Consider the following 23,698-nt stretch of genomic DNA (forward strand, 5'->3'; position numbering starts at 1 on the left):
ACTCCTTCAGTGTTCGTTATTGAGGTCGATCCCGTCCGGCAACGCGGCTTTCGGGCATGGCAAGGGTTTCGGTATTTTTGTCAGGCGCGGAAATCGTTTCGATATAACGGCTGACGATCTCGCAAACTTCTTTCTCGATTTCCGCAAGATCGCGGACAACGCCGCCATCTGCCCATTCCACCACGCAATCGCCTTCTTTCATGGAGGGCTCGCCGAGAAGTATTATGCGGCCGGAGAGGCCGCGCTCCATCGCCATGCGATCAACGATTTCCTTCAGCCGTTCGACGAGCGTCGACGATACGCGAAGGAGAATGTGCGGTTCACGATTCAGGTGCGTGAGGCAATCGCGGAGTACCGCTTCAATTTCAGCAGTGGGGCATGTGGCTATGAGCGCCGGAGCGAACTTGCGTGCGGCTTCCAATGCGAGTGCTGCGGCTTCCTTCTTAGTGCTGGCGGTGTGCGCGCTCAGTGCAGTGAGAAGGCTGGCGGCGTTCTCCGCAAGCTGGCTCATCGCATGCGTGACTTCTCTGTCGGAGCGCGCGATTGCATCAGTTTCACCCGCCGCGTAGCCGGAGGCATAAGCTTCGTTGCGAATCTTCTCGATGTCCGCTTCAGCCAGGCCCTGAGGCGCATTGTCCCGCGAGGCCGGCCGAGCCGATGCTTCGCCGAAATGCGTATCAAAGGTGAATTTCACTGCCTGTTTCATATCGACTGCTCGGTTACCTGACGACCACATCAGCGCTTAGTAGATAAGTTCGTTATCGGCGCCTTCGGCGGCGATCATGATTTCGCCCTTGTTGGCGAGATCCTTGGCGACGTTGACCATGTTCATTTGGGCCTCGTCGACGTCCTTCAATCGGACAGGGCCCATCATTTCCATATCTTCCCGCAGAATTTTCGCGGCGCGTTCCGACATGTTCGCAAAGAAGAGGTCGCGCAATGCATCCGATGCGCCCTTCAATGCGATGCCGAGCTTGTTCTTGTCCACGGCGCGAAGAAGCGTCTGAACGGAGCCGGGATCGAGCCTGCCGAGGTCCTCGAAGGTGAACATCAGAGCCTTGATACGATCCGCGGATTCGCGTGCACGCTCTTCAAGGGCCGCAAGGAAGCGGCCCTCCGTCTGCCGGTCGAAATTGTTGAAAATCTCGGCCATCAGCTCGTGGCTGTCACGGCGATTGGTGCGAGAGAGGTTCGACATGAATTCGGAACGAAGCGTTTGTTCCACCTTGTCGAGGATTTCCTTTTGTACCGACTCCATGCGCAGCATGCGCGTCACGACCTCAAGGGCGAAGTCCTCCGGCAGACAGCCCAGGACGCGTGCGGCGTGTTCGGGCCGAATCTTGGTCAGGACGACAGCGACGGTCTGCGGATACTCATTCTTGAGATAGCTGGCCAACACGGCTTCGTTCACGTTGCCGAGCTTTTCCCACATGGTCCGGCCTGCGGGGCCTCGAATCTCGTCCATAACGGAATTCACCCGGTCTTCCGGCAGGAAGCGAAGGAGCAATCGTTCCGTCGACTCATAAGAGCCAACAAGTGCACCTGTGCCGGACACTTTGGACGCGAACTCGACGAGGAGTTTTTCAATGATGCCAGCCTGAACAGTACCCAGCGAAGACATGATCTGCGACATTTCGCGAATCTCGTCTTCGTCGAACATTTCCCAAAGCGGGGCTGCATCGTCCGCGCCGAGCGCGAGCATGAAGATCGCCGCCTTTTGCGGTCCGGTGAGGGCGGACTTTTCGTCCTTGAGTTTGGGTGCCGTGGCCAATTTTCAGGTCCTCAAGCGGTTTCGTGCAGCCAGCTGCGCAGGATCGAGATGGATTCGTCGGGGTGGCTGGTTACAAGCTCGCCAATTTTGCGAACGGAAGATTGCTTCACCTTGCCGGCGACCTGCGCGATGTCGATCATCATGTCTTCGCTCAGCTGGTCGGGTGCCGGAAGTGCTCCAGCGGGCACATCCAATCCGTCCGGAGATTCAAGGACTGCCTGTGCGCTGTTGTTTGTGTAGGCGATCTGGCCAGTCGTCGTGGAGCCGGAGAAAGCGCGGGACAGCATTGGGCGCAAAACAAAAAGCATGGCGACCAGAGCGAGGATAGTGAGCACAGCCATTTCGGCCATGCGCATAACTTCCGCCCGGGTGAAATCCATGAAGCCTTTGGCTTCCTCTTCTTCAGACAAGCCCACGTCCAGGTCGGGTGCTGCGGCAAACTGCAGGTTTACAATTTCCACCTGATCTCCGCGCGAGGTATCGAAACCGATAGCGGACTTGACCAACGCTTCGATTTTCCCAAGTTCTTGCTCTGTGCGGGGCGTATAAACGGTGTTTCCTTCGGCATCGGCCGCATAGGAACCGTCCACGAGCACGGCCACCGAAAGACGCTTCACGCGTCCAGGTTCCAGCACCTCGGTCTTGGTGGTGCGAGAAATTTCGTAGTTAACCGTTTCTTCCGTACGATTGCTTGCCTGCCGGGAACCGGTCTCGGCCTCTGCGCCCCCGAGATTTGCATTCGGAAGATTGTTTCCGACCGTGACACCGTCGTTCTGCGCACCGTCCGCGCTGGTCGAGTTGTCGTCAACCGTCTGCGTCGAGCGGACGACCTGTCCGTTCGGATCGAACGTGTCGGATGTCTGGGTAATGCGGTTGTAGTCCATCTGAGCCGTTACTTCGACACGTGCCTTGTCTGCACCGACCACGCGCTGAAGAATATTCTCAAGATGTGTACGAAGGCGGTTTTCGTAGCCGGTGCGCCGCTCGTCTACAGAAGTAACCAGGAGCGACTGAGTGTCCTCACCAACACCGCTCGCAAGGAGAGCGCCTCTTTCATCGACTATCGAGACACGACCGGGGGAAAGTCCGTCTACAGCGGACGCCACCAGGTATTGAATCGCTTTTACCTGTTGTGTTGTCAGAGAGTTGCGCGAGACCTTGAGAACTATTGAAGCAGTTGGTTCGCGACGATCGCGCGAAAAGAGCTCGCGCTCCGGCAATACGAGGTGAACACGGGCACCCCCGATGCCTTCTATGGCCCGGATCGTGCGGGCCAGCTCGCCTTCAAGGGCGCGCAAATGGTTGATGTTCTGGAGGAAGCTCGTGGTGCCGAGCGCGTCAGCATTATCGAAGATTTCGTAGCCAACGGTTCCGCCGGCAGGCAGCCCCTTTCCAGCGAGCATCATACGAAGGCGCAGAACGTCCGCCTGCGGGACATATATCATGCCACCATTGCCGCGCAGCTCGTAGCTGACCTTGGCCGCATCAAGTTCGGCGATCATTTTGGCGGCGTCTTCGACGCCTACATCGGAAAAGAGAAGAGCTTTGGGCTCATTGCCCATGCGCAAGGCGATGAAGGCAAAAAAGCTGAATAGTGCAATTGCTACCAGGCCAAGCGCGGCCAGGCGCATTGTACCTAGTGACTGCAAAAGATTTGAGACGTTGCTCACTAACCCACCTCTTGTGCCAAAGCGCACAACACGAGTCCGGTTCTGGACCAGCGCAGCCGCCAGACATCAGGTGAGTCGCAAATCCTTTGCCCCTCAGAACGTCGGGCTATTGCCCAACCCGCCGTTCCCCGTGCCGCTGGGCAAAAATTACCGCCCGCGGACTAAACAGATACTTAACGCGCCCGGCAATTTTTGCCGGGTCAGGTAGAAAAAGGGCTCAAAAATGAAAGACGCCGGCGGAGGGAGGGTCCGCCGGCGTCCGAAGACAGCAAGTACGCAGATACAATTCCTATCTCACTGCCTGTACTGTTGAACCCGCGTCGCGCGCAGGCCGGCCAAACCATGCCGCTCGATGGAGCGTTGCCAGCTGAGGAATTCTTCCACCGTCAATGTGTACCGGCGGCAAGCGTCATCGAGGCTTATCAGGCCGCCGCGAACGGCCGCCACGACTTCAGCCTTGCGACGGATTACCCATCGCTTTGTGTCTGGCGGCGGCAGGTCGGCCACCGTGAGCGGGCTCCCATCGGGCCCGATCACGTAATTGACCTTCGATATCTGGTGCTCACTCATCAAACTTTGGTCTCCGTGCTCTTCGCTGAGGGAGAGCATAGGGTCAGGCGCTTTAAAAAACGGCTAAGTCCGTTGGTAAAATTTGCTCAAAATCAAAGGCTTAGCTGTTTCATAGCGGGACGTGTGGATGGATCAGATGGCCGGGACGGGCTCTTTGACGGAAGTGATCTGCGAATAGCGGATCTGGGCGCCATTAACGGTCAGCAATGGATCTGTTGTGCTGAGATCGATCCCTGTAACGATGCCGGTCGTCCGGGTGTCGACAGCGACAGGCTGGCCTGATGCGTTGTTTGCAGTCACGCGAAGGAAGTAAGTCCCGTCAGGGAGATCGCTCCCTTTGCTGTCCTTGCCATCCCAGGTGAACTGGTGGGTTCCGGCGGTTGCGTCCATTTTTTCGGTGTAGACGGTCGCTCCGTCGGCGTTGATAACCTGCAACGTCGTATCCGACGCATCGCTGGCCACAGCAAAGCTCCATTTCGCACTGCCGTCCGCAAGGAGGGTGCCGGTCCCGGAGCCGGTTACCTCCTTGCCGAGCAGGGAGACAGACTGGCTGGCGTTTTGGATGGCATTGGCTGTAATCAGCGTCTCGAGATAGCGATTTGTCTGAATTGACTGCTCCACACCGGACATCTGAACAAGCTGCTGGGTGAACTGGTCCGAGCTCATCGGGTTGGTCGGATCCTGATGCTGAAGTTGTGTTGTCAGCAATTTCAGAAACGTATCAAAGTTGCCGGCAAGCGCAGCGGATGCGGTCGAAGATTTGGCGCCCGAGGTTGCGGCCTGAACTGCAGCGGAAGCGGATGCAATGTCCATTGTCTGTGGTCTTTCTGATCAGACGCGAATGTCAATGCCGCCATTGGCGGAAATATTGATGTTGTAAGCGGGAGCAGGAACAGTCTCCTCGGACAACGCATCGTCGGGCGCGTGATTGTCGCTACCTGCAAAATCCTGTCTGCCGCCATCGTTGTTTTGATCGCGCAAAGTAAAGTTCAGGCTGTCGCTGTCTGCTTGCAGACCTGCGTTGTTGAGCGCCTGTTGCAGCGCCCTGGCGTCGCGCTGCAACAGGTCCAGTGTCTCGGGTCTGTCGACGGTCATGTGAGCGACGACCTGACCGTCTTTGCGAACCTCCATTCGCACATCGATGCGGCCCATTTCAGGTGGATCGAGACGTATGTCGAAACGACTGACGCCTTTCTGAAGATTGCGTGCTATCAGGAGCGCAATCGTATTTGCCGGAAGCTGGGTTGGTTGGGACTGACCAGGCAAAGTGCCGATACGAACGGTACCGGCATTGGCCGCCCCACCGGATGCCGGGCTGGTGCTCGTTGCAGACAGCTCACCGACACGAGGTGTTCCGGACATTTCAGCCGATCCGCTCGCCAGAGGCGCGAGCTGGTTTGGACCCGTTGAAGCGCCCTGAGCCTGGGAGGGCGTGACTGCTTGAGGTGCCACCGCAGCTTGAGCCGAGGCCTGCTTTGCCTCTGCTTTTTTGTCCGCGAGCTGATCCGCAGCGTTGTGACCCAAGCCTTTTGAAGGTTTCGCGACCACCGCACTTTCGAGCTCCGCCGTGACGGTTACCGGGTCGATATCAGCGGTGGCTTCAGGCCGGATTTGCTGGCCAGCGGGCGGCGTTGTGTTTTTTGCAGTTGGAAGTGTCGCGTTCGGAACGGCACCTTCCTCCACGGACGGAGTATTCTGAGAAGGCTCAGCAGTAGCCTGCATCGACCTGTCCGCCTTCAGAAGACCGGCCGGGAGGGCTTCACCTGCGTTATCCGGATTTGCCGCCGCCGCTGGCTTCTCGCCGGTGGTGGCAACAGGTAAAGCCGTCGTTGCTTCAGGCTCAGCTTTGGCTGGTGTATTGATCTGCGGAGCTGCCGTCGCAAGGGTCCCGTCGTTTGTCTGTTGTTCGCTCTCGCCATGCACGGCGGGAGGAATGTCAGCCTCTTCGGGAGCATCTTCTATTGTCGCAACGGTTTCCTCCGTGGGTGTTTCCTCCAGAGGGATATCGCCCGTTGCGGTGTCGACCTGAACGGCAATCGCCGGTTCCTGGACATCATCCGTTTCAGATGGGGTCTGCTCGCGCCTGGCACTGTGGCTCTCGGTTTGTTCGCGATGAGCGGGGCCTCGGGTTTCGTTCCGCTCTCGCCGCTCCGCTGGACGGTCGTCGCGGCGGCGTGCGGTGTCGGCCGTGCTATCGGCGAGGTGCCGGGCGAACTCGTTTGCGGCACTGGCGACTGCGGCGCGCACGGTGGTGGGCTGGACGACAAGCGTGTCCGAAGAAGTATTGCTGCGCTGGGTGGCCGAAGAAGACATATCCATATCGTCAATCACCTGGTCGTGAGGGCGCGCCTTGAGCGGAAAGGAAGGCAGCACAAGAGGAAGCAAGCGGTGGGCCACTCTCTCTTTTCCAAAAATCTCAAATTAATCAAAGGGTTGGTGTTGACGTTATGGCGTTATCACCCGATATTCACTGCCGGTTCGGCAGTTTTTGCCGGGTAAAGGCGGCTGCGCCTTACACTTGCGGTCGGCGGCAAGCTCCATATGATGCGCGGCTTCGACGACCTCTCTCTTCGCCGCCAATACAGATGGAACGCCGGATGATCCGGGCAGCTGCAATGCGTAATGCTTTCGACGAAATGACTGGCCTCAATAGCCTCGATCTTCCGGGACGTCCGGAGGATACGCGTGTGGTTGTCGCGATGTCGGGTGGGGTGGATAGCTCTGTGACGGCGGCGCTTCTGAAGGAGCAGGGCTACGATGTGGTCGGTATCACTTTGCAGCTCTACGATCATGGGGCTGCGGTGTCGCGCAAGGGCGCTTGTTGTGCGGGACAGGACATTCAGGATGCACGCCGCGTGGCGGACCAGATAGGCATCCCGCATTATGTGCTCGATTATGAAGACCGGTTTCGCCGGGCCGTCATGGATGACTTTGCCGACTCTTATGCCGCGGGCGAAACTCCCATTCCCTGCGTCCGATGTAACGAGCGTGTGAAATTTCGCGATCTTCTCGATACGGCGCGAGACCTAGGCGCGGCCGCGCTTGCTACCGGACACTATATTGCGAGCAGGCGGGGCGCTGCCGGCCGGGAGCTTCACCGTCCGCGCGACGAGGAGAGAGACCAGAGCTATTTCCTGTTCGCGACTACGCAGGAGCAACTTGAGTTTTTGCGGTTTCCCCTTGGAGAATTGACCAAACCGGAAGCGCGAGCATTGGCCGACCGAATGGGGTTGGAAGTTGCAGGCAAGCCGGACAGCCAGGATATTTGTTTCGTGCCTACGGGCCGCTACACCACCATCGTCGAGAAGCTGAGGCCTGGAGCGTCCGCGCCGGGAGAGGTTGTTCATCTCGATGGGCGCGTGCTTGGCCGTCATAGCGGCATTGTCAATTTCACGATCGGCCAGCGTCGCGGCCTCGGTATCGGTGCAAGCGAGCCGGTAAGCGAGCCCCTCTTTGTCGTGAAGCTCGATCCCCTAAAGCGGCAGGTCATCGTGGGCCCCAGGGAGGCGCTGGAGACGCAAAAGCTCACGCTTCGCGACATCAACTGGCTGGGTGATGGGCCTTTTGCGGAACTCCCCGGAGAGGGACTCAAAATAGTTGCCAAGGTCCGGTCGACCCGACCTCCGGTTCCCGCGCGTCTCTTCCGCACCGGGGAAGGCGCGGTCGTTGAACTCCTTGAAAGTGAGGGGGGTGTCGCTCCGGGCCAGGCGTGCGTTTTCTATGACGGCGGTGGCGGCCAGCGGGTACTTGGGGGTGGCTGGATCGTCCGGACGGAAAGTTGCTGGCAGGTACCTGAGGCTGGCACCTCGAGGGTTGCGGCGCCGACGGCAGACTGAAACGCAATTTTGCCCTATTCGGGCCGGATATAATGTTGCCGTGTGACGGCGAAAGCCGCACATTGGCTGAGTGTAAATCGCGCGGGGTAAGCGACTTTGAACGGGATAGCCCGGATAGACGAACAGTCAGTCATTAAGGCGTATGCGCGCTGGGCTCCTGTTTACGACCTTTCTTTCGGTCCCGTGGCGGATGCGGGCCGCAAGCGCGCTATCGACATTATAAATCAGCGCAAAGGCACGTTGCTTGAAGTCGGGGTGGGAACCGGTGTTGCCCTACCACGTTATGCTTCCCACCTGACGGTGACCGGTATCGACCTTTCACCGGACATGTTGCGTATCGCGCGGCAACGCGTTCGGGAGCGCAAGCTGACGAATATTGCCGGCATCTACGAGATGGATGCTTCCGAACTTCGGTTCGAAGACGCGTCCTTCGATACCGTGGTCGCCATGTATGTCATGACAGTCGTGCCGGATCCCGTCCAGGTTCTGAAGGAACTCGAGCGTGTTTGTGCTCCAGGCGGCGAGGTGGTCATCGTCAATCATTTTGCTCAGGACCATGGCGTTCGCGGGTGGGTCGAAAGCTTTATGGCTCCCGCCGCACGAGCCCTCGGCTGGCATCCCGATTTCCGGGCCGAAACCATTACCGACATCACAACGCTCGACCTCGTCGAAACCGTAAAGTTGAAGCCGTTCGGCCTCTTTACAATGCTGCGGTTCAAGAAGGCGGATGATGCCGCTGAGGGGGCCTCGAGCGGTGCCGTGGACGAGAGTCCGACCGCTATCTGAGGCAGATTTCCGGTTGTTTTTCAGAGATTGGAAGGGCATGCGCATTGCGCATGTCCTCTTGCTTGACAGGACTTCCCGCCCGCCCTTATATCCGGGTTCTTCAGGGGCCGGGGCCGAATAGAGCGTCTTATCCAGCCTTGAAGGCCCTCTTCGGGGCGGAGTAGCTCAGTTGGTTAGAGCAGCGGAATCATAATCCGCGTGTCGGCGGTTCGAATCCGTCCTCCGCTACCACTTTCCCATTCAAAGAATTGCAAGGCTCGTGGCACTCGGCGTCCCTTGGCGCGTTTCATCCGCTACTGAAGCTCCGGCACTCGGGCCGGAGCATAGGAAAGCGCAGGGAACGGCTATGGCAAAAGCAGCGAATAGCGAACAGCTACACGAGCTTCTGTATCAAGCTCTCGAAACGGAAGCCGGCGGCATCAAGGTCTACGAAACCGCAATTACTTGTGCGGTAAACGACGAATTAAAAGAAGAGTGGGAGGAGTATCTCGGCGAGACCAAGACCCACCACAGCACTCTCCTGGGCGTCTTTGAAAAGCTGAACCTGGACCCTGAAGCGAAGACGCCTGGGCGGGAAGTTGTCGCCCATATCGGTCAGTCGCTGGTCAAGGCGATGATGATGGCGAAAAGTTCTGCTGGCGCCGACGCGGCTCAACTCGTTGCGGCGGAATGCGTCGTCCATGCAGAAACAAAAGATCACATGAACTGGGAACTTCTCGGGCATGTCGCGGAAAAGACCGGAGGCCCTGCGGGCAAGGTCCTTATGGAGGCCTACGAAGCGGTTGAAAAGGATGAAGACCATCACCTTTATCATACGAAGGGATGGCTGCGCGAATTGTGGATCGACTCGCTTGGCTTGCCGGCTGTGATCCCGCCGCCGGAGGAGGTCAAAAATGTAGAAACCGCAATAGGTGCCTCCCGGGCGGAGCAGGCGCGCGACGGGCTTCTCGCCGGGAAACGCTGACCCTGTGCTGCCTGCGAGGTTGCGATATGCGTCTCGCAGGCGGCACAAATCCTGCTCTTAAAAGACGGAGTAACTTGGAATCAGGGAATTCCGCCCCGAAAAGGGCTGGTTTGTAATGGAATGAAACAACTGCAACTTTTTCTTCTGCGCCGCCGGCTTTGGCTGGCCGGTGGAAGTGCCTTCATAGCAGTGTCGCTTGTTTATGCTCTCGCTACGGCGACGCCGGCCTATGCCTGCAACACAGGTGGCGGCGGCAACTATAACTTCAATGAGAACTGGAATTTCAATTCCAACGAAAACTTCAATTACAACTACAATTCCAACAGCAATTCGAATTCGACTTCCACGACCATCCGGACAAGCGTTTCGGGCTAGAACGGGCAGGGGACAGCGAAGCGGCAAATGCGACCGTCCGCCGGATGGTGGAAGGTCAGTGTTTCCGCATGCAGTTGCAGGCGGTCCGCAGCGGCAAAAGCTTCTCCCGTCGCATAGAAGCTGTCCCCAAGGATTGGATGGCCGAGGCTCAGCATGTGAACGCGCAACTGATGCGACCGGCCGGTAAGCGGCGAGAGTCGCACCCGCGTCGCATTCTTTTCGCGCTCCACAACTTCCCAGTCGGTCTGCGCCGGTCGTCCGGCGTCCACATCCACCATCTGCTTGGGCCGGTTCGGCCAGTGGCACGCAAGGGGCAGGTCCACCCGGCCGTATTCCTGCGCAAGCTGGCCCCACACGCGGGCCAGATAGGTTTTACGAATTTTCCGTCGTTCGAACTGCAATCCCAGATGCCGATGTGCTGCCGGGGTCATTGCCATGATGATGACACCCGAAGTATCCCGGTCCAACCGATGGACGATGCGCGCGTTGGGAAATGTCGCGCGTGCGCGGCTCTCGAGACAGTCACTGTGCTCGACCGGCCTTCCAGCGACGCAGAGCAAGCCACTCTGCTTTGCCAACACAAGAATCTCGTCATCCTTGTGAAGAACCACGAGGTAGGGCTCCAAGGGAGGGGTGTAGGAGTAAGGGGCATCGCCCGGCATGGAAAAGGTGCTCATGACGCGTCAGTAATGCGGCGGGGGCGGCTCATCGGTGGTTGAAGCATGGGCGCCTTCTTCCATCGCCTGCATGCGTCCAACCATGGCTTCAAGCCTGCGTTTGAGTTCGTCGATGGCATGCCATTGCCGCGTGATGACGTCGTTCAGATCTTCTATTGCCTTGTCCTGATGGATGAGCCGAACCTCCAACTCGTCAATCCTTGCGGCATGTGCGTCTTGAGCGGTCATGGATTCTGGTCTTCGTTCCTGGAAAGCGTCCGTCGAATGAGAATTCGTTTCGCGGCAGGAGACAACTGCTTGATGGCGTATTCTGCTTTTGCCGCGGCAGCGCGATCAACGAAAGCTTGTTGGAAGACAAGCCGTTCAGGCCGATAGCTCCGCGTGAACTTCGCACCCTTGCCGGACGCGTGAGCCTTATACCGCATCGGTACGTCGACTGTAATGCCTGTATAGAGCCGTCCACCGGTGCACTCGAGGATGTAAACGTACCATGGCTTCGGGGCGGCGGGTGGCATCTGTCTTTCCCGGAAATGACTGCTTGCCCGCCCAATGTGTTCCAGGTTTTGGGAACGGACCGGGGATGGCGCTAAGAATCTACGCGCTGTTTGGAGGCCTTGTCATCTTCGGCTTAGGCAAGGTCCTCGACCGTTTATGCCGGTTTGCTATCAGGCGCTCGCATCATGGGCCAGGTGCCCCGTAACAGGAGGCAAGCCCAGCGGCGGCTGTCTCAATGTCACGGTGACGGGCGCCGCCAAAAGGTGTTAGATGCCCGCCAGTTGGCAGTATTGGCATGACAATGAAGAAAAGACGGAGCGGCGCGCTCAGGGGCCTTGCCCAGGTGGGTACGCGCAAAAAACCCGACGGAAGTTCATTCGGCGACGTTCTGGAGTCGCTGGGCGACCGCAGTTTCGGTTGGGGCTTTATGCTGGTCGGTTTCATGAACATGCTGCCGCTGCCGCCGGGCACCAACATGGTGTTAGGACTGCCGATCCTGTTCTTTGCGGTGCAGATGATCTTCGGAATGAAGGCCCTCTGGCTGCCGGGATTCATTACGAACCGGGTCATCGCGCGCAAGCGTTGGCGGGCCGGCGCTCTGACGGCGTTGCCCCTCGCGCGGCCCCTGTCCCGTCTCACGAGGGTGCGTCTCCTCAGTGTTTTTCAGGGCAAGGCGGAACGGCCGCTGGGATTGCTGCTGCTCGTTACAGGCATAGTGCTCTGCCTTCCCATTCCTCTTACCGGTTGGCTGCCCGCAATTTCACTCTTCGTTACCGGAGTTGGCCTTGTCGAGCACGATGGCGCGATTGTCGGCCTGGGTATCGTCATCGCAATCGCCGCGATCGCTGTGGCCGTTGCGATGGTCTTTGCCATCTATTTCGGTATCAGCTACGCGGCGCAGTAGTAGCGTTATTTGCCGAGATCGTACTGGCCGCCGCGCTCTACGCCGCGCTTATAGGCGGGGCGCTCATGAATGTTTGCAAGGTAGCGGGTGAGATTGGAAAAGTTCGCCAACAGCCCCAGCGATTTGGCGGCTTCAAGCGGGAAGCTCATCTGAATATCCGCTCCCGTCAGATTGTTCCCGACAAAAAATTCCTTGTTTCCGAGTGCTTCGTTCACATAACCAAAGTGGTTTTTGGTTTCGCTTTCGATACGAGGATGTAGCGGCGCCCCTGCTTCCCCCAGCCGCATCACGTAGAGCGAAAGCATGACCGGCAGCATGGCCGAGCCTTCCGCGTAGTGCATCCAGTGAAGATAGGGGGCAAAGTCCTGTGATTCTTCGGCAGGCATAAGCTTGTCGCGGCTATACTTTCGGATCAGGTACTCGACGATGGCGCCGGATTCGGCAACCGTATGTTTCCCATCCGTGACGACCGGTGATTTCCCCAGCGGGTGAACCTTTTTCAGGCTCTCAGGGGCGAGGTTTGTGGTCGCGTCGCGCTGATAACTGGCAATGTCATAATCCAGGCCCAGTTCTTCCAGAAGCCAGAGGATGCGCTGCGAACGCGAGTTGTTCAGATGGTGCACGGTGATCATCGCGGGCCCTTGGTCGGAGGTTTAACGGAAAAATTCCGAGATTTGTTTTTGGTCGAGGCGTATGATTAAGGCCATCACGCGCATCGATACCGGCGTCGGCAGTTCGCACCGGATCCGCGCTTTCGGGAGACCGATTGTGGCTAAAGGTCAGCAGAAGAGCAACCGCGAGACGAAGAAACCAAAAGCGGACAAGAACAAGAAAAAATCCGGTGTGGCACCAGCTTCGCCTTTCGCGGATACCGCAAAGTCCGGCGCGTCGGGCAAGGGCAAGAAATAGTCTTTGGCCTTTTCAAAAGCGTACACGCCACACAGGCTTACAGAGCCCGTAATGCGTGTACGCTGAAAAGCTGCTTTTCGTCCATCCAGACTTCAATTGGTTCGTAGCCAGCTTCGGCGGCGAGGGCGCGGAAGCTCGCAAGCCGGTATTTGTGCGAGCTTTCAGTGTGTATTGTTTCGCCTGCGGCGAAGCTGAAACGCTGCCCTCCCACTGTCACTTCCTGTCTCCGCTGGCTGACGAGATGCATTTCGATGCGTTCCAGATCGGCGTTCCACCTGGCTTCATGACGGAACTGCGCCAGCTCGAACGATCCTCCGAGCTCCCTGTTTATACGTCTCAGCAGGTTCAGGTTGAATGAAGCGGTTACGCCGGCGGCATCGTCATAGGCGTCGCGCAGAACGTCTATGTTCTTTACGAGGTCTGCACCGACGATCATTACTGAACCGCTGCCGAGCAGGCCTCGCGCACCGGCCAGAAAGCTCACGGCCTCTTCGCGGGTGAAATTTCCGATTGTGGACCCGGGAAAGAAGCCTGCCGTTGCCTTGTATGAAATTCCCGGAAGGTCGGGCAGGGAGAAGGGGGCTGTATAGTCCGCACAGACGGGGGCAATGCACAAATCGGGAAAGGTTTGCGCCAAATCCGCATTGGCGGCGATCAAATGCTCTCGCGAAATATCGACGGGAAGATAGGCGGACGGCTTTTCGAGAGCTTGCAGCAGGAGACGAATCTTCATGCCCGCTCCGGAACCGAACTCGACGAGCCTTAGCTCCGGACCGATGAGGGCGGCGATGTCCCGCGCGTGCTGCTCCAGGATCTGGCGCTCGGTCCGCGTTGGATAATATTCCGGCAAGTCGCAAATATCGTCGAAGATTTGCGATCCTCTGCGGTCATAGAGAAATTTGCAGGGCAGCGTCTTTCGAGACGCCGACAGCCCCTCGATCACGCTGGCGCGGAACTCCTCCAACGACGGCTCAAGGTCCTGAAGTTCCTCCAGCTTCGTTTCGCTGCTCTTGCTCATATGTCCTCCGCCAGCCGGAACCCGCTGAATTGCCATCGCGCGGCGGGTCCGAAAAAATTCCTGTAGGTGAGACGCTCGTGGCCGGGCGGTGTTGCACAGGAGCGTCCGCGCAGCACCATCTGGTTGACCATGAACTTGCCGTTGTATTCACCAACCGCACCTTTGGCTGGACGAAACGCGGGGTAGGGCAGGTAGGCGCTTCCGGTCCATTCCCACACGTCCTGAGAAAAACCGGAGGCCAATGGGCGGGGGTGCGGGTTCAGGGCCGGCGTCTGGCCGTTGGAAGAGAAGTGCATTCTTGCGGCGACCTCCCATTCGGCTTCCGTCGGCAGGCGTTTGCCAGCCCATGAAGCGTAGGCGGCAGCCTCATAAAAGCTGACGTGAGCAACAGGCTCGTCTTCCCTTACGGGGCGGCGTCCGTGCAGGGTGTAAGTCATCCACACGGCGCCTTCCTTCTCCCAATAGGCGGGGCTGTCCCAGCCGTTCGCCTTGACCGCCTCCCAACCATCCGAAAGCCAGAGCTCCGACCGGCTGTAGCCGCCATCGGCAATGAAATCGAGATATTCACCTACGCTGACAGGACGGCTTGCTATCCGCGCATCGTGAAGGAAGACGCTATGTGCGGGGCCCTCATTGTCGAAGGCAAACGAGCCGCCGGCATGGCCGATCGAATGGACGCCGGCGGGGATTTCATATTCCTGTTGCCTGGGCGCAGCATCGTTCGCGGCGGGCGCACGTTCGGATGGCAGATAGACGGGCCAAGTCCGGTTGCGCGAAAATGCATGCTTGATGTCCGTCAGCAGCAATTCCTGATGCTGTTGTTCGTGGTTGAGGCCAAGCTCGATGAGACCGCAGACTTCCTCCGGATGGCTGTCGATAAATTGCAACATGGCTTCGTCGACATGAGCGCGATAGCGGCCGATTTCGTTCGTATCCGGTCTTGTGAGCATTCCCCGCTCGGCACGCGGATGCCGTTCGCCGACCGCCTCGTAATAGGAATTGAAAAGATAATTATAGTCGTCGTTGAAGACGACGTAGCCAGCGGCGTGAGGCTGCAGAAGAAAGGTCTCAAAGAACCAGGTCGTATGCGCGCGATGCCATTTTGTGGGGCTGGCTTCGACCATCGACTGTATGGTCTGGTCTTCGGCGCTCAGCGGTTCGGCCAATGCTTCTGTCGTATTGCGGACGGAGAGGTATCGTTCCTTCAGCTCCGTGAATTTCTCCGCTCCGGCGAAAGATGGCGTTCGTTTGCCTGGATTTCCGCTCGGACGGCCAATGGAATTCTCCATGCGGGAGCCTCTTTATCTTCGTGTAACAAATCGTAACTCACGCCACCATGTAAGGTTCCCTGCCATAATCTTGAAGGGCCAAAGAACGAACCAAGCCAAGTGCCATCGTTCACGCCGATGAGCTATCGCTCAAAAGAAAATGGCCGGGTCGAGGCCCGGCCATCCCAATTTCGCGGGTAGGTAAAATTCAGGCGACTGTGAGATTTGCCGCCGAGGTCTTGCCCTTTTCGGTCACAAGCTCGTAGTTGATTTTCTGGCCTTCGTTCAGCGTGCTCATTCCCGCGCGCTCAACGGCGCTGATATGCACGAACACATCGCGACCGCCATCGGAGGGCTGGATAAAGCCGTAGCCCTTCTGCGTGTTGAACCACTTAACAACACCTGTAGCCATTTCTAAGTCTCCTGACGCACTTACATGCGTGATTGACCGCGCGCCCATCGCGCGGCGTTGCACAACCTCGTTTTGGAGTCTTGAAAGGCCCTGAGGGCGAAGCAGCCAAGGCAGGCCAAAATATAGATTGCACAGAAAGACAACAGGATAAAAAACCGCAAGTCAATCCATTTGTCCGACGTTCTGTTCAGGGACAATATCGTGATGAGCTGGCATTTTTTGGCGAATTCTGCCCGCTCAACTGCGGCCGCGCAGCTTTTCATGCACGGCGTCGAGAGCGCGATCGATTGCTTCCTTGGCGCTTGCGGTAAGGCCGCCGCGTTCGTACTGGCGCTTCACCAGTTCTTCGAGCCGGTACACAAGGCCGTCGACGCTCTCGCCCTCCCGCTTGATGGCGAAATCGGGCGGAGGAACGCGATCTGCGTCTCCGTATTTATTGATCCAGTCTTCGACGCGTCTTGCGGCATGGAGAGTGTCGTAAAACTGCCGTCCTGTTTCGCCCTCCCGATTGAAAAGCGAAATGACGGCAGCGCCGAGAGAGACGGGGCTAAGCAGAATATCCTTCACACTGTCGAGTACGAGCTTGCCCTGAAAAACAGCGACGTCGCGCAGCAACACCCATCGCGTCACGGATGGTTCATTGGTCCGATGGTTGTCTTGATGCAATCCGTCGCGGTGCGCTGTCATGGTTTCGCTCCCGCTGGAGCTGCCCTATTTTTCGATGTTCTTCCGAACGAACGTCACGGCATAGAAAAGTTCGCCTTCGAAGAGGTCCTTCGGCGCGCCCATGCCTTCGATCATCTGGAACTTGCGCTGAACGATCTGGCCTTCCATACGATAGCCCTTCTCGCTCATGTTCCGCCGGTGGAATTCCATTGCGGCAGGTGTGAAGTCGCGCGCGAGTACGGTAATGCGCTCGGGCAGGTCGCTCGTGCTGGTCTCGTCGGCCATCGGTCTCTCTAGCTCGTTCATTCGACTGGAAGCCGGAATCTCCGGCGGGTGGGCGCAGTATGGGGCGGAGGCCGGAGCTTGTCGATAGGCGCTCTCGTTTGCCTATAGCAGGGGTTGTGGGGGCTGCGTAAAGGAGGCGACAAGCAGCATCATCCCGAACAGCAATATTACCGAGCCTCCTGCTATTTTGAGGCCCCGCTCGACACGCCGGGCCCAGGGACTATCCACTCCACCGGCGAAACGAAGCGCCAGCCGTTTGGAAAATACGGTCATGAGCGCCAAGGCGGAAACGGTAATGGCAGTGCCTACCGACATCACAATGGCGGACATAACACCTATGGAAAAAGCCCCCTGCGTTACCGCGAAAAGCAGCACGAGAATAGCGCCTGTGCACGGCCTCAGGCCGACTGAAAGGATCATGGCCGCCATGCCGCGAACACCCTTTCGTTTTGCTGCCCGAATGTCGGCAGGTGTCGGGATATGCGCGTGATCATGCTCGTGAGTGTCATGGTCATGGTCATGATGGACATGGCCATGCTCATGATGATTCTCGCCCCGAAAGGCACGCCAGAGCAGCCACGCACCGACGCCGGCTATGAGCGCAAAACTGGCACGCTCGATCAGCGGAACCATGTCGGTTGTCGCGCGGTGGCTGAAGCCGAGAATGACGGCGAGGATGCCGACCGCGAGGATCGCAGTGGCTGCTTGCGCGAGGGCGGAGAGAAAGGCGATCAGAATGCCGCGCTTCACCTCGCGCTCATCGGCCAGGATGTATGAGGACACAATGACCTTTCCGTGACCGGGGCCGGCGGCATGAAAAATGCCATAGAGAAAGGAAATGGACACAAGGCCCCAAACGGCGGTGAAGGACTGCTGCAGGTTGACCGCGCGCAAGGCGGCCGCCATCGCGCGATAATATTCCTGCTGCATGGTCATGATATAATGCGCGGCACCGCTGAAAATGCCGGTGCCAGGCGAAGCTGCCGCTTGCTCCCCCGGGAGGGTGAGGGGATTCTGGGCAACGGAAATTTCCGGGATTGCCGTGAATGCCAAGGTGAGCAACAGCAGGGTCATGGCAGATGACCACCGTGGAACGCTTTTCATGTCTTTGCGGTGCATGTCACAGCGGCAGTGGTGGCGAAGTAGGCGCCCAGTTGAGACGAGGGATTCACGAAGGCGCTTTCCGGTAACGTCGTCCAGACGTTTTCCTGATCCGGAACCTCCGTCGTCAGGGTGCATCCGTCGTGAGGTCCGCTCATTCTTATCGGATCTTCCTTCACATAGTCGATCGAGATGTAATAGGAAGGATCGTAGACGCGGAATTTTACCGGAGAGGCTGCAGTCGCGACGCGCGGCTTCTCGAGCGGTACGATGAACGCGAGCGTCAGGCGTCCGCTCTCATTGTCCCATGTGGATTTTCCATCGCGGGCGGTGCCGGTTTTCACCGCCGCGCCATCCGCCGTTATTTCCACGAAGTAGTTGTACTCCGCCAAGTTCTCGAGATTCACTTTTGTCAGCCCGGCCAGTAAGCTTTCCTCATAAGTGCCATTCTTTTTTTCCGCCCCTTCAACGGCGAAGGCCGAGTAGAACTCGTCGAATGTCCACCTGACTTCGATCGCGGCGATGCGGCCTTCTTCGTCGAACTGGAGGGCAGTCACCATGTCGATCCAGACATGAGGATGGGCCGAAGCAGGCGGAATCGGCGCAAGACACGCCGCCAATACGAAAAGCATTGTGCGAAGTGTCGAGATGCCGGTACGCCTGTTTCGCTTCATTTTGCCGCTTTCGGGTCAGTAGCCTTCAAGACTTGCATAACGATCACGATGGAAATTTCCGTCGCCGAAACTGGCGGCCGCGACGCGGGCACGCTTCATGAAGAGACCGACGTCAAACTGATCGGTCATGCCCATGCCGCCATGCATCTGTAGGCCTTCATTTGTCATTAGCGTCGCAATGTCCGAGAGACGAGATTTCGCGAGGCTCGCAATCTGCGGTACGTCGTTACGACGCTCCTCGATTGCGGAGAGGGCGTCCAGCACAACGGAGCGGCAGAGTTCGATTTCCGCGAAGAGTGTCGCCATCCGGTGCTGCAGCGCCTGAAAGGAGCCAATAACCTTGCCGAATTGCTTGCGCTCCTTCAGATAAGCCAGTGTGGTGTCGAAAACCTCTTGCGTGAGCCCGAGCATTTCAGCGGAAAGGCCGATGCGCGCGATGTCGAGCACCTGTCCCAGGACGTCGGTGGCGCCATCCACCGATCCCAATACGGCCGCATCCGGCACCGCAACATTGTTGAATTCGATATTGGCGGCGTTCCGGCTGTCGACCATCAGCGTACGCGTGATCTTCACGCCTTCGGCTTTCGGATCGACAAGGAAAAGGGTGATGCCGGAGCGGTCGTTATTGTCGCCGCTCGTGCGCGCCACCACGATCAGCTGATCCGCAACATGGCCATCCAGCACAAAGGTCTTTGAACCGCTGATGCGGTAGGATGAGCCTTCCGCAACTGCCTTCGTGGCGATGCGCGTGGGGTTATGGTGCGGCCCCTCTTCAAGCGCCAGCGCCATCACGCGATCGCCCGCCGCAATAGCTGAGAGAATATCCTGCCGCTGCGTTGCGTTGCCCGCCAGCTGCACGGCAGAGCCGCAAAGCAGGACCGTGGAGACGAGGGGCGTCGCCGCAAGCGTGCGGCCCGCCTGTTCGAGCACGAGTCCGAGACCGACCGGTCCGAAATCGGTGCCGCCGTATTTTTCAGAGATCATGATGCCGGCAAAGCCGAGATCGGACATCTCTTTCCATGCGTCGCGGTCGAATCCCGTCCGGTCCTTCGTATCGCGCAAGCTGCGCAGATTGGCGATCGGAAGTCTTTCCTGAAAAAACTGTGTCGCCGTGTCGCGGAGAAGCTGCTGCTCCTCAGTAAGTACAAGTGCCATCTCGACCCGAATGTTTATTGTTTCTGTTTGAAGAGCGGAGGTGCGCCGCTTTTCAGGCGCCCCCAAGTCCATATTTGGATGGGATCAGTCGGGAAGGCCCAGCACCCGCTTAGATACCACGTTGAGCTGCACCTCGCTTGTGCCGCCCTCGATCGAATTTCCTTTCGAACGAAGCCACGAACGGGTGACACCGATTTCATTTTCGTCAAAACCTTCGCCTTCCCATCCCAGTGCCTTGGTGCCCATCACCTCAAGCAGGAGTTCGAAGCGGCGCTTGTTCAACTCGGTCCCGTAATATTTGAAAATCGAAGTTGCCGCGCCGGGGCCTTGTCCAGCCTTCGCCTCTTCCGCAGAGCGCTGCAGGGTCAACGCGAATGCCTTGCCGTCCATCTTCTGGCGCGTGATGTGGTCGCGAAGCGACGGGCTGGCGATGCGTCCGTCCGCTTCGCCGTAATATTCCTTCGCAACCTGTTCGAGCCCGCCAAGGCCTGCGCCAGAGCCCGCGCCGCCTAGCCCCATGCCGGAGATCATCTCGCGTTCATGCTGCAGAAGCCGTTTGGCAATGGTCCAGCCCTTGTTCAACTGACCCACGAGATTTTCCTTGGGCACTTTCACGTCGGTGAAGAAGGTCTCGCAGAAAGGCGAGGCTCCCGAGATCATGCTGATGGGGCGGGCTTCGACACCGGGCGACATCATGTCGAACAAAAGAAAGCTGATGCCGTCATGCTTGGTTGTCGGGTCGGTACGAACGAGACAGAAAATCCAGTCGGCCTTGTCGGCATAGGAAGTCCAGATTTTCTGACCGTTGACGAGGTAGTGGTCGCCCTTGTCCTCGCATTTCGTCTGCAGGCCGGCGAGATCCGAGCCGGCGCCCGGCTCGGAATACCCTTGGCACCAGCGGATTTCACCACGCACGATTTTCGGCAGGTGCTCTTTCTTCTGTTCTTCACTGGCGAATTCCAGCAGCGCAGGCCCAAGCATCCAGATACCGAAGCTCGAGAGCGGCGCGCGCGCCTTGAGGCGCCGCATTTCCTGCTGGAGAACCAGGTTCTCTTCCTTGCTCAGACCGCCGCCGCCATATTCCTTCGGCCATGTGGGGGCGGTCCAGCCGCGCGAAGCCATGCGGTCAAGCCAGACCTTTGAATCCGGGTTCGGCCATTTCGCATTCCGCCCACCCCAAGGCGTCTCTTCCTCGGGCATTGGTGTTCTCATGGAGGCAGGGCAATTTTCCTCGAGCCAGGCCCTTGTTTCTTTCCGGAATTTTTCCAGCGCTTCCATGTTTCTCTTTCCCGAAGTCAGTTGCTTATGGCTGACACAATATCAACAGCCTCCGGCCAGGCAACCGGCATCGGAGGGTGGGGCGCGACGATCTTTCGGGTAAGGGCTTCAGCAAGCACTTTTCCGTCCCGTTTCGGGCAACCGGCGGCCGGGCGGCAACGAGACCGGTCACGGACCGGCCTCGTTTAACCCTTCTTTGCAGAAGCGTCAGGCAGCGCCCAGTTCACGCTTTGCAAATTCAGTGACCGTTTTGTAATCGGCCTTGCCGTTCGGAGCGCGGAAGGGGACCGTGCCGATCAGGATGCGTTTTGGCGTCTTGTAACCGGCAAGCGCCGCACGCACATGAGCGCGCAAGGCATCCTCGTCGAAAGATGCGCCATTGTTGAGCTTGACGACGCCGGTAACGGCCTGTCCCCATTTCTCGTCGGGAAGGCCGACAACGAGCGCGTCCTCTATCGAGGGGTGTCGCTTCAGCACTTCCTCGACTTCTTCCGGATAGACCTTTTCGCCCGCCGTGTTGATGCAGGCCGAACCGCGGCCGAGCAGCGTCAGCGTGCCGTCGGTTTCGACGGTGCACCAGTCGCCGGGGATCGCATAGCGCTCGCCGCGCACAGTCTTGAAGGTGCGGGCGCTTTTTTCCGGGTCCTTGTAGTAGCCGACCGGGATCGGCGCCCCGAGCGCGATGAAGCCCGGCGTGCCGGAGCCCGGCTCGACGGGTTGGTCGTTCTCGTCGAAGACCTTGCAGCGTTCGCCGATCTGAAATTTCGCGGTGGCGATTTCGCCGTCCTTCGTCATCAGCGACGAGCCGAGGCCGACGGCTTCCGACGCGCCGAAGCTGTCGGTCATGATCGCGTTCGGCATGTATTTCAGCAGGCCGCGCTTCACCTCGGTCGACCACATGACGCCGGACGAGATGATGGTGACGATGCTGGAGAGGTCGTATTTACCCGGTGCTTCCTCGAGCGCGCGAAGCATGGGCTTGGCGAAGGCGTCGCCGACGATAGCGACCTGCTGGACCTTGTTGCGGTCGACCGCCGCCCAAAGCTCATGCGGGTCCAGCGATTGATTGTCTAGGGTGACGACGCAGCCGCCCGAGAGCATGTTGCCGTTTGCGGTGAGAAGGCCGGTGCCGTGCATGAGGGGGCAGGCGGGGATCATGGGACCGGCGGGGCCGACTTCCTTGATGGAGGCGACGAGCGCATCCAGCGATTCCGGTACGGGGCCGAGACGGCGCAATGCCGAGAGCTGCACCTCGCGCAGATCGTCGTGACGCCACATGACACCTTTCGGCATGCCGGTGGTGCCGCCTGTATAGATGAAGAGGAGGTCGTCGGGCGAGCGTTTGATGTCGAGTTGTTCGCCGCTGCCCGATGTCGCCAGCGTTTCGTAGCGTTCGGCAAAAGGCGCGATGTCGCCGCCGTCGTTCACTTCGACGAAGGTCTGCACCTTTGTCAGGCGCGGGCGGATTTCCTCGATGATGTCGCGGAACTCGGAGCCGTAGACGACGGTCTGCGCGTCCGAATTGTCGAAGATGTAGAAGACTTCGTCGGGCTTGTAGCGGTAATTGACGTTCACATGCGTGAGGCGCGCTTTATAGGCGGTGGCGAGCAGCTCCGTATATTCGGGCCGGTTGCGCATGTAGAAGGCAAGCTTGTCGCCCGGCTTCGCGCCGCGTTCGATAAGTGCGCGGGCAAGATTATTGCTGCGCTTCGTCGTTTCGCCCCAGGTGATGCGACGGTCGCCGTGAACGAAGGCGGGTGCGTCCTGTGGCAAGACAGGTGAAATGGCGTCGAGGATGTCCCCGAAATTCCAAGGCATTTCTTTCCTCCCAGAAAGCAGGATTTATTTTCCCCTCCGCTTCTCCGGCGGCTGGGGTCATTCTTTTGGCGACAATATACAGGGAATCTCAGGCCGGTCACCCGCAACCGGGCGGGCGCCGCTTTCCCTGCGTCAGCAGGGAAGGGCGGGGGTTTCGTCCGCACTTGCGACGAGGCATTTGACGGTGCCGGGCGCGCCGGCGCGCAACAGGTTTTCGACCGTTGCCAGAAACCGCCCGTCCAGGCGGACGGCCGTGTTGGGGTTCATGCGGCCATTGTAGGGGCGGCCGGCGATATGCGTGATGGCGTTCACCTCGGTCGAGTTCACCGCCACGAGGTAGCTCGCGCCGCCGTCCCGGAGGATGAGCGGACCGCCCGACCAGCCGGGCATCATGTCGCAATCGTGATTGAAGACGCGGGGATCGAAGCGGTTGAGATGCGATCCGAGTTTCGGCACGGGGCCGCAATTTTCGGATACCTGCAGCGGCCCGCGTTCGCCGTTGTGGCCGGCGAGCAGGAAGCGGGCCCTGCCGTTCCTCATTTTTTGCGCGCCTGCCTCGTCGAGCACGCGCGGGATGAGGCGCGAATAGGTTTCCGGCAAGCGGCGATCAAGCACGGCGACCGCCCAGTCGTTGTGCCAATTGCCGTAGGGGGAGAGGGTTCCGGTTTCGAGAAAGACAATTTCCGCCGCAAGCGCAGGGTCTGCTTGCGGCCAGAATGCACAGCGCTGGAGAAGCTGTCCGTTCGAGCCCACAAAGGCGTGGGCGACTGTGGCAATGACATCGTAGTAGGGAGAGGGCGCGATGGCGGGCAGGGCGACCAGAGACGCGGTCGGGCGGCGGGTCGTGCCTTCGCAGACGATGGTGCCGACGCCGCTCAGATCGTCCGCGGCGACGATGTCCCTGCGGTCGTCATCGCCAAAGATGTTGGCGGTAGCAGCATCGGTGAGCATCGACGCGAGCAGAGCGACGCCTGCCGCGAGCGTTCCATAGCCGAGTTTGCCGACCGCGCCTTGCATTCCGGGATACCTCGGAAGCAATCATATTCGATGACCGAAGGTAGCATGG

At 58.9% G+C, this 23,698-nt stretch carries 27 protein-coding genes and 1 tRNA gene; 7 read left to right on the plus strand and 21 right to left on the minus strand.

All coding sequences use genetic code 11. The features are described from left to right. Positions 1–16: 16 nt before the first annotated feature. The 6 genes from PLAV_RS11050 to PLAV_RS11075 form a co-directional block, all read right to left on the minus strand. Positions 17–706: a FliH/SctL family protein gene (locus PLAV_RS11050; RefSeq protein WP_049767769.1), complete on the minus strand. Its 690-nt coding sequence runs from the start codon at positions 704–706 to the stop codon at positions 17–19. A gap of 36 nt (positions 707–742) precedes the next feature. Beyond that, complete coding sequence (fliG, locus tag PLAV_RS11055) at positions 743–1,771, minus strand: flagellar motor switch protein FliG (RefSeq protein ID WP_012111102.1); 1,029 nt, start codon at positions 1,769–1,771, stop codon at positions 743–745. Positions 1,772–1,782: 11 nt separating this feature from the next. Beyond that, entirely contained in the window at positions 1,783–3,441 is a 1,659-nt protein-coding gene (fliF, locus tag PLAV_RS11060) for a flagellar basal-body MS-ring/collar protein FliF (protein ID WP_012111103.1), read from the minus strand. A 294-nt stretch (positions 3,442–3,735) separates the two neighbouring features. Further along, positions 3,736–4,011 (minus strand): CtrA inhibitor SciP, encoded by a 276-nt coding sequence (sciP, locus tag PLAV_RS11065; protein ID WP_012111104.1) that lies wholly within the window; start codon positions 4,009–4,011, stop codon positions 3,736–3,738. A gap of 132 nt (positions 4,012–4,143) precedes the next feature. Then, positions 4,144–4,824, minus strand: coding sequence for a flagellar hook assembly protein FlgD (locus tag PLAV_RS11070; protein WP_012111105.1), 681 nt, complete (start codon positions 4,822–4,824; stop codon positions 4,144–4,146). Between the two features lie 18 nt (positions 4,825–4,842). Then, positions 4,843–6,408, minus strand: coding sequence for a flagellar hook-length control protein FliK (locus PLAV_RS11075; protein WP_041535964.1), 1,566 nt, complete (start codon positions 6,406–6,408; stop codon positions 4,843–4,845). 218 nt (positions 6,409–6,626) lie between these two features. Between PLAV_RS11075 and mnmA the strand changes: the two genes are divergently transcribed. The 5 genes from mnmA (at position 6,627) to PLAV_RS11100 (ending at position 9,972) form a co-directional block, all read left to right on the plus strand. Then, a complete protein-coding gene (mnmA, locus tag PLAV_RS11080) occupies positions 6,627–7,847 on the plus strand; it encodes a tRNA 2-thiouridine(34) synthase MnmA (RefSeq protein WP_193343226.1) in 1,221 nt (406 codons plus the stop codon). A 96-nt stretch (positions 7,848–7,943) separates the two neighbouring features. After that, positions 7,944–8,633: a class I SAM-dependent methyltransferase gene (locus PLAV_RS11085; RefSeq protein ID WP_012111108.1), complete on the plus strand. Its 690-nt coding sequence runs from the start codon at positions 7,944–7,946 to the stop codon at positions 8,631–8,633. Between the two features lie 154 nt (positions 8,634–8,787). Continuing rightward, positions 8,788–8,864, plus strand: a tRNA-Met gene (locus tag PLAV_RS11090). 115 nt (positions 8,865–8,979) lie between these two features. Continuing rightward, complete coding sequence (locus PLAV_RS11095) at positions 8,980–9,597, plus strand: DUF892 family protein (protein ID WP_012111109.1); 618 nt, start codon at positions 8,980–8,982, stop codon at positions 9,595–9,597. Positions 9,598–9,717: 120 nt separating this feature from the next. Continuing rightward, the gene (locus tag PLAV_RS11100; RefSeq protein ID WP_012111110.1) at positions 9,718–9,972 is read left to right on the plus strand and encodes a hypothetical protein; all 255 of its coding nucleotides are present in this window, start codon (positions 9,718–9,720) and stop codon (positions 9,970–9,972) included. Here the strand turns inward: PLAV_RS11100 and PLAV_RS11105 are convergent. From PLAV_RS11105 to PLAV_RS20065, 3 genes are read right to left on the minus strand one after another with little or no spacing between them, the layout of a single operon-like run. After that, positions 9,969–10,649, minus strand: a complete 681-nt coding sequence (locus PLAV_RS11105) for a pseudouridine synthase (RefSeq protein WP_012111111.1) — start codon at positions 10,647–10,649, stop codon at positions 9,969–9,971. The genes PLAV_RS11100 and PLAV_RS11105 overlap by 4 nt on opposite strands. Before the next feature lie 6 nt (positions 10,650–10,655). Then, on the minus strand, positions 10,656–10,877 hold the full coding sequence (locus PLAV_RS11110; protein ID WP_012111112.1) for a SlyX family protein: 222 nt from the start codon (positions 10,875–10,877) through the stop codon (positions 10,656–10,658). Then, positions 10,874–11,164, minus strand: a complete 291-nt coding sequence (locus PLAV_RS20065; RefSeq protein ID WP_012111113.1) for a GIY-YIG nuclease family protein — start codon at positions 11,162–11,164, stop codon at positions 10,874–10,876. Before PLAV_RS20065 ends, PLAV_RS11110 begins: the two co-directional genes overlap by 4 nt. A gap of 275 nt (positions 11,165–11,439) precedes the next feature. Here PLAV_RS20065 and PLAV_RS11120 point away from each other — a divergent pair, with 275 nt between their 5' ends. Next, a complete protein-coding gene (locus tag PLAV_RS11120) occupies positions 11,440–12,048 on the plus strand; it encodes an exopolysaccharide biosynthesis protein (protein WP_012111114.1) in 609 nt (202 codons plus the stop codon). A 5-nt stretch (positions 12,049–12,053) separates the two neighbouring features. Here PLAV_RS11120 and PLAV_RS11125 read toward each other — a convergent pair whose 3' ends face one another. Further along, positions 12,054–12,680 (minus strand): glutathione S-transferase family protein, encoded by a 627-nt coding sequence (locus PLAV_RS11125; RefSeq protein WP_012111115.1) that lies wholly within the window; start codon positions 12,678–12,680, stop codon positions 12,054–12,056. A gap of 61 nt (positions 12,681–12,741) precedes the next feature. Here PLAV_RS11125 and PLAV_RS11130 point away from each other — a divergent pair, with 61 nt between their 5' ends. Continuing rightward, positions 12,742–12,957 carry a hypothetical protein gene (locus PLAV_RS11130; RefSeq protein ID WP_041535965.1) on the plus strand — a complete coding sequence of 72 codons (216 nt, stop codon included), beginning with the start codon at positions 12,742–12,744 and terminating at the stop codon, positions 12,955–12,957. Positions 12,958–12,994: 37 nt separating this feature from the next. On the opposite strand, the gene egtD is transcribed toward PLAV_RS11130, so the two are convergent. The 11 genes from egtD to PLAV_RS11190 form a co-directional block, all read right to left on the minus strand. Further along, positions 12,995–13,975, minus strand: a complete 981-nt coding sequence (gene egtD, locus PLAV_RS11135) for an L-histidine N(alpha)-methyltransferase (protein WP_012111116.1) — start codon at positions 13,973–13,975, stop codon at positions 12,995–12,997. Next, the gene (gene egtB / locus PLAV_RS11140) at positions 13,972–15,264 is read right to left on the minus strand and encodes an ergothioneine biosynthesis protein EgtB (protein WP_012111117.1); all 1,293 of its coding nucleotides are present in this window, start codon (positions 15,262–15,264) and stop codon (positions 13,972–13,974) included. The genes egtD and egtB overlap by 4 nt, the downstream gene beginning before the upstream one ends. Before the next feature lie 187 nt (positions 15,265–15,451). Continuing rightward, the gene (locus PLAV_RS11145) at positions 15,452–15,655 is read right to left on the minus strand and encodes a cold-shock protein (RefSeq protein WP_012111118.1); all 204 of its coding nucleotides are present in this window, start codon (positions 15,653–15,655) and stop codon (positions 15,452–15,454) included. Between the two features lie 237 nt (positions 15,656–15,892). Then, the gene (locus tag PLAV_RS11155; protein WP_012111119.1) at positions 15,893–16,342 is read right to left on the minus strand and encodes a hypothetical protein; all 450 of its coding nucleotides are present in this window, start codon (positions 16,340–16,342) and stop codon (positions 15,893–15,895) included. 24 nt (positions 16,343–16,366) lie between these two features. Continuing rightward, positions 16,367–16,606 carry a hypothetical protein gene (locus PLAV_RS11160; RefSeq protein WP_041535967.1) on the minus strand — a complete coding sequence of 80 codons (240 nt, stop codon included), beginning with the start codon at positions 16,604–16,606 and terminating at the stop codon, positions 16,367–16,369. 102 nt (positions 16,607–16,708) lie between these two features. Then, positions 16,709–17,725 (minus strand): HoxN/HupN/NixA family nickel/cobalt transporter, encoded by a 1,017-nt coding sequence (locus PLAV_RS11165; RefSeq protein ID WP_083762567.1) that lies wholly within the window; start codon positions 17,723–17,725, stop codon positions 16,709–16,711. Continuing rightward, complete coding sequence (locus tag PLAV_RS19900; protein ID WP_012111122.1) at positions 17,707–18,381, minus strand: DUF1007 family protein; 675 nt, start codon at positions 18,379–18,381, stop codon at positions 17,707–17,709. Before PLAV_RS19900 ends, PLAV_RS11165 begins: the two co-directional genes overlap by 19 nt. Positions 18,382–18,396: 15 nt before the next feature. Beyond that, on the minus strand, positions 18,397–19,536 hold the full coding sequence (locus tag PLAV_RS11175; RefSeq protein WP_012111123.1) for an acyl-CoA dehydrogenase family protein: 1,140 nt from the start codon (positions 19,534–19,536) through the stop codon (positions 18,397–18,399). An 84-nt stretch (positions 19,537–19,620) separates the two neighbouring features. Continuing rightward, entirely contained in the window at positions 19,621–20,814 is a 1,194-nt protein-coding gene (locus tag PLAV_RS11180; RefSeq protein WP_012111124.1) for an acyl-CoA dehydrogenase family protein, read from the minus strand. Between the two features lie 207 nt (positions 20,815–21,021). Continuing rightward, positions 21,022–22,632, minus strand: a complete 1,611-nt coding sequence (locus PLAV_RS11185) for an acyl-CoA synthetase (protein ID WP_012111125.1) — start codon at positions 22,630–22,632, stop codon at positions 21,022–21,024. A gap of 132 nt (positions 22,633–22,764) precedes the next feature. Next, positions 22,765–23,649, minus strand: a complete 885-nt coding sequence (locus tag PLAV_RS11190) for a trypsin-like serine peptidase (protein ID WP_012111126.1) — start codon at positions 23,647–23,649, stop codon at positions 22,765–22,767. Positions 23,650–23,698: the final 49 nt, after the last annotated feature.

Origin of the sequence: Parvibaculum lavamentivorans DS-1, from assembly GCF_000017565.1 — a bacterium.
Classification (GTDB): Bacteria; Pseudomonadota; Alphaproteobacteria; order Parvibaculales; family Parvibaculaceae; genus Parvibaculum; species Parvibaculum lavamentivorans.